The sequence below is a fragment of the Candidatus Regiella insecticola LSR1 genome, assembly GCF_000143625.1.
Classification (GTDB): domain Bacteria; phylum Pseudomonadota; class Gammaproteobacteria; order Enterobacterales; family Enterobacteriaceae; genus Regiella; species Regiella insecticola.
Genome location: NZ_GL379668.1, coordinates 1 through 5190, shown reverse-complemented (window position 1 = coordinate 5190; position 5190 = coordinate 1). Strand labels below are relative to the sequence as shown.

The window sequence follows — 5190 nt, the reverse complement described above, 5'->3', positions numbered from 1 at the left end:
TTAGTGGAGCAACTTCGGCAGCGAGGATTAAGAATAGGGGTGGTGTCTCGTGGTTATGGCGTCAAAGCAATAGCTTATCCGTTAGTGTTAACACAGGATACAACCGCAGAACAGGCTGGTGATGAGCCCGTGCTCATTTTTCAACGTACCGGTGTGCCGGTTGCTGTATCACCTAAACGTTCTGAAGCTGTAAAAGCGTTGTTGATGTTGCATCCATTGGATCTGGTGATAGCTGATGATGGTTTGCAGCATTATGGATTACACCGAGATTTTGAACTGGTTGTTATTGACGGTATGCGCCGGTTTGGTAATGGCTGGTGGTTGCCTGCAGGCCCGATGCGTGAACGAACAGCCAGGCTTAACTCGGTAGATGCAATTATCACTAATGGTGGGCATGCTGCCTCGGGTGAAATTTCGATGTGGTTGCAAGCTAATGAAGCTGTCAATCTGGTTACGGGAAAACGACAGCCTGTTCAATCACTACCACAGGTGATAGCTATGGCGGGCATTGGTCATCCTGCCCGCTTTTTTTAACATTAAAGCAATTAGGTATTACGGCTAAAAAAGAATATAGCTTTGAAGATCATCAAAATTATTCATTAGAGCAATTACTGACCTTAGCCGATCCAGAACAATCTTTGATTATGACTGAAAAGGATGCCGTAAAATGCCGCGCATTTGCTCAATCTCATTGGTGGTATTTACCTGTTGATGCTCAACTAGCAGCACATCAAGCCGAAAAATTGTTATCAACAATCGAATCGTTATCCAATGCCTCGCCTCGCGGTAAAATCCCTTGCAAGCATCAGTAGTTCATGTGCGGCTAAAAAATGGCCTGATTTGATTGTATTTCAATCGATTAACGCCGACTGCCGGAGATACGTAATAACATTAAGAATAGATTGATAAAATCAAGGTATAGCGTCAAGGCACCAACGATAGCGTATTTGCGTAATCCCTCGGTATCATTAGCATCTATTTGATTCCCCATGTTTTTCAATTTTTGCGTATCGTAGGCGGTTAGACCAACAAACAGCACGACACCAAGATAGGTGACTGCCCACATTAACGCATTGCTTTTCAACCAAATATTAATCACTGAAGCCAACAGAATACCAATCAGACCCATAAATAGCATATTGCCAAAGCCACTTAGATCACGTTGAGTACTGTATCCATAAAGGCTCATGGCACCAAACATGCCACCAGCAATGACAAAAGTACTGGCAATCGATGAACCGGTATAAGTAATAAAAAATACTGGACATAGTCAAACCGGTTAACACAGAATAAAACATAAATAAACTGGTTGCCAAAGCGCCACTCAGACGATTAATCATACTCGAAATAACAAACACTAATCCTAGCTGAGCAATAACTAGTCCAAAAAAAGTGATCTGGCTAGAAAAAATAAAATTCAGGATTGCCGGGGTGTTAGCAGCATACCAGGAGACGAAAGCAGTTAATAATAGACCACAAGTCATCCAACCATAAACCTGTGCCATGTACGTCTGTATACCCATAGCACGTTCGACAATGGAACCATTAGAGCGAGTATATCGATCCATATAAATTACCCTTTTAATATATGCCCTTCGCCTTCGAAGCTGTCGCATTGCTGGATACGGGTGTTCGCCTAGCGGCAACATGAAAAACTGTGGGTATATAGACGTTAAAGTTGAACAAACGGTTAATCACTCGTTCTTTTTTTGTTCGATAATACTACAATAATGTGCTTCTATCGAGAGAAAAAAATTAAGATTTTGATATTATTTTCAAATAATTCTATACATACCCTTCGCCTTTGAAGTTGCCTTCGGCTGCCAGGGCGACCGACCGATGAGCATGGACATACCATGAGGGCGAGCACCCGCAGTCAACATCAAAGATAAAGGGTATAATAGCGATAATTTACTCTCAAGCTAGACTTCAACATCACTTTCTCTACAATCGCCGTCTTTTTTCATCACCGAGTTAGCCGAGAATTTGCATGATCACCGACCATTTTCCCTTTAAAAAATGTTCCACTCACGACTACCATCAGCAATTGGCAAAAAAAGTCGATTGCTTGAAAGATATCCTGTCTCAATTCGAGGTGCCTGAAGTAGAGGTATTTTCTTCTCCGATAGAACATTACCGTATGAGAGCTGAATTTCGTGTTTGGCATGATGGGGATGATCTCTATCACATTATGTTTGCTCCTAAAACGAAGCAACGTATTCGGGTCGAGCATTTTCCAATCGCCAGTCAATTGATCAACCGTTTGATGAAAATATTGATTAGCATCGTTAAAAATCAACCCATTTTACGACACAAATTGTTCCAGATTGATTACTTATCAACGTATAGCAATAAAATTATTGCTTCTCTGCTATATCACCGCAAGCTGGATGAAGAATGGCAGCAACAGGCCATCAGGTTACGAGATCAGTTGCGGTTGCAAGGTTTTGATCTGCAGTTGATTGGGCGTGCTGCTAAAACTAAAATTGTTCTTGATCAGGATCATGTGGATGAAGTGTTATCTATTGCAGGTCGTGACATCATTTATCGACAAATAGAAAATAGCTTTACTCAACCGAATGCTGCAGTAAATATTCATATGTTGGAATGGGCGATTGACGTCAGCAAAAATTTTCAAGGGGATTTACTCGAGCCCTATTGTGGTAATGGTAATTTTTCATTGGCACTGGCAAGAAATTTTCGCCGGGTATTAGCCACTGAAATTGCAAAGCCCTCCGTTGCCGCTGCTCAATTTAATATTGCTGTTAACGGTATTGATAATGTCACTATTATCAGGATGTCGGCGCAAGAGCTTGTTCAAGCATTGGCAGGGCAGCGTCAATTCAATCGTTTACGAGGTATTGAGCTAAAAAGTTATCATTGTGAAACTATTCTTGTCGATCCCCCTCGCTGCGGATTAGATGATACTACGGTTAAAATGGCGAGTACTTATTCGCGTATCATTTATATTTCTTGTAATCCTATTAGCTTACGTAGCAACCTTGAGCAATTACAACATACTTATAAAATCAGTCGTCTTGCCTTATTTGATCAGTTTCCTTATACCGAGCATATAGAATGTGGTGTATTGCTGGAAAAGCGAGAGCCTGTTAATCACTGAACTGATATTTGACACCTTGTTTTGTTGGCAAGTTGCTACTCCGCTCGCTGTACCAGCGGTATTGAGCCGGCGGTAAAATACATATCAGCTATTACACCTAGTGATATATTTATACTTGTTAATTATTATTAAAGGAATTTTTTAATTTAATTTGTAAGAGAGAAGCAGGATGTTATTAGAAGCGAGTGGTACACAAAATTATGTTTCGTCACCGTGTAATGACCCCATCATCGGTGGAGTCTGTGCTCTTGGTAACAATTTGGCCAATACACTGTATGAGGTGAGGAACATATTTTACGAAATCGGTAGCGCCGTCAAAAAAGGCGTCAAATCTGGCACTAAGTTTAACACTAAATTGATCCCGGAGATTATCTCCGTCGCCACTGACATCGCTAGAGTTGGTGCCATCGCCTGCCTCGTTATTGGCGGCGTCTCTGCATCCATAACCGCTGACTCCGCCGCCATAACCGCTAGCGTCGTCCTCTTCGTCGGTATTGCTGGCGGTGGAAGCATAGGTGCCTTCATCGGCAGCACCTTTGTTTTCGCCTGCGCGGCCTTGGGAGAATCGGAAGGAGGCGCCAGCTTCAAGGGCAGTGCAAGCTCAATTTTCATCATTTTTGGGACCGGCATCGGAATCTTATTCGGAAGCCTACGCGTCGGCGGCATCACTTATCGTACGTTGAAAGCTATTTAAGCTGCGCCCGAAACTAACCAATAGCTTGGTTGCCCCAAAGTGACTGTATTTACAGACGTTCTCCAGCTTGAACTTAGTTCATCGTGATCTTTTAAGGTCTTACTGTGATTGACAAGCGATGTAGGCATTTTATGGAGATAAAGAAAAACGACCCCAAATTGGGGTCGCTTTTTTCTTTTTGGCGGAAGCGGTGAGATTCGAACTCACGGAGGACTTGCATCCTCGTCAGTTTTCAAGACTGATCCATTCAACCGCTCTGGCACGCTTCCTAAAGCTCTGGCACGCTTCCTAAAAACTGGTCAATCACAATGGAGGTGAACTATAAACAGTGCTCATTCGATTGTAAAGTATCATTGCGTTTAACTGTTTAAAAAGAAGTCAATAATCATAGAAAAACATCGGCTATATTTTTTTATATTCTCTTTTTTTTGCTTACTGAATCACAATGTTTTGTGATGGTGATTTATCATCGATCTTAGAGCCTATTTGAAATCTTCTTTGAGCTGCGCTCAGTTTTGCAACAAGTCTCTTGTTATGAGTCGGTTTTTTTACGTTACAATAGTTATTTGTCCATTCTTGGGGAGTAGTCGCAATGATTGACAGCCCAAAATCGAGTTCAAAAGCGTTCTCGATGCTAAACATGATCCAATGGTGGGCGATGGAGCCACATAATCTTCCTCAAAATATTGCCAATTGGTTAGATGAAAGGGGTTCGATGACCCAGCGCTTTGAGCAGTATTGCCAGACTGTGACTGTAGAGCCGCAACGGCAGCAGTTTATTACCCAGCAAGCGTTGGGTGATGAGCAGGCGTTGTTGCCAGCCAGTCAACGCTACTGGTTGCGCGAAGTACGGATGTTTGGTGATGGTGTGCCTTGGTTAGAGGGACGCACTGTGATCCCTGAACAAACGCTTTCTGGATCCGATCGTGGGCTATTAGATTTGAATACCACTCCACTTGGGCGCTATTTATTTAAAGACAACAGATTAACCCGTGATTATATCCAAATTGGACGTCAGGGAGAGCTATGGGCTCGCCGTTCATTATTACTTTTATCCGGCAATCCATTACTATTAACCGAAGTTTTTTTACCCGCCTCGCCGGTTTATCAAATAGACCTCTTTCCAAACCGTAGTTCGTTATGCGAAGTCAAGGCGCACGGCGCACAGCAACCAAAATGTACATAAGTATACTCACAGTCTTTCAAGTCGCCGCTAAGCGGCCAGGGGTGAGACCGATGCGCGTAGATATATTACGTGATTCGGGACGAACACCCGCAGCCAACAACGCGGCGGCTTGGAAGGCGAAGGGTATAGATGAGGATTGTGCGTACCGGACAACGTAGGATCCGCGTCACTCAGCAGATTTTAAAGAGA

At 42.9% G+C, this 5190-nt stretch carries 4 protein-coding genes, 1 tRNA gene and 2 pseudogenes; 5 read left to right on the top strand and 2 right to left on the bottom strand.

Annotation, left to right across the window (positions count from 1 at the left end; translation table 11 throughout):
- Nucleotides 1–812 (top strand): annotated as a pseudogene (gene lpxK / locus REG_RS09180) (tetraacyldisaccharide 4'-kinase); the annotation flags it as partial.
- A gap of 47 nt (nt 813–859) precedes the next feature.
- Here the strand turns inward: lpxK and REG_RS11470 are convergent.
- Nucleotides 860–1568, bottom strand: a pseudogene (locus REG_RS11470) (Bax inhibitor-1/YccA family protein).
- A gap of 422 nt (nt 1569–1990) precedes the next feature.
- Here REG_RS11470 and trmA point away from each other — a divergent pair.
- The gene (trmA, locus tag REG_RS09165) at nt 1991–3121 is read left to right on the top strand and encodes a tRNA (uridine(54)-C5)-methyltransferase TrmA (RefSeq protein ID WP_039908513.1); all 1131 of its coding nucleotides are present in this window, start codon (nt 1991–1993) and stop codon (nt 3119–3121) included.
- 169 nt (nt 3122–3290) lie between these two features.
- The gene (locus REG_RS09160; protein ID WP_039908511.1) at nt 3291–3815 is read left to right on the top strand and encodes a hypothetical protein; all 525 of its coding nucleotides are present in this window, start codon (nt 3291–3293) and stop codon (nt 3813–3815) included.
- A 179-nt stretch (nt 3816–3994) separates the two neighbouring features.
- Here the strand turns inward: REG_RS09160 and REG_RS09155 are convergent.
- A tRNA-Ser gene (locus REG_RS09155) sits at nt 3995–4084 on the bottom strand.
- 323 nt (nt 4085–4407) lie between these two features.
- Between REG_RS09155 and ubiC the strand changes: the two genes are divergently transcribed.
- Nucleotides 4408–5001, top strand: a complete 594-nt coding sequence (ubiC, locus tag REG_RS09150; RefSeq protein WP_006705376.1) for a chorismate lyase — start codon at nt 4408–4410, stop codon at nt 4999–5001.
- Nucleotides 4992–5159 (top strand): hypothetical protein, encoded by a 168-nt coding sequence (locus REG_RS13520; protein WP_176603508.1) that lies wholly within the window; start codon nt 4992–4994, stop codon nt 5157–5159. Before ubiC ends, REG_RS13520 begins: the two co-directional genes overlap by 10 nt.
- The last annotated feature ends 31 nt before the right edge of the window (nt 5160–5190 follow it).

Excerpts from the sequence above, each read along its gene's own strand:
- trmA (WP_039908513.1), top strand. The coding sequence starts at position 1,991 with ATGATCACCGACCATTTTCCCTTTAAAAAATGTTCCACTCACGACTAC.
- REG_RS09160 (WP_039908511.1), top strand. The coding sequence starts at position 3,291 with ATGTTATTAGAAGCGAGTGGTACACAAAATTATGTTTCGTCACCGTGT.
- ubiC (WP_006705376.1), top strand. The coding sequence starts at position 4,408 with ATGATTGACAGCCCAAAATCGAGTTCAAAAGCGTTCTCGATGCTAAAC.
- REG_RS13520 (WP_176603508.1), top strand. The coding sequence starts at position 4,992 with ATGTACATAAGTATACTCACAGTCTTTCAAGTCGCCGCTAAGCGGCCA.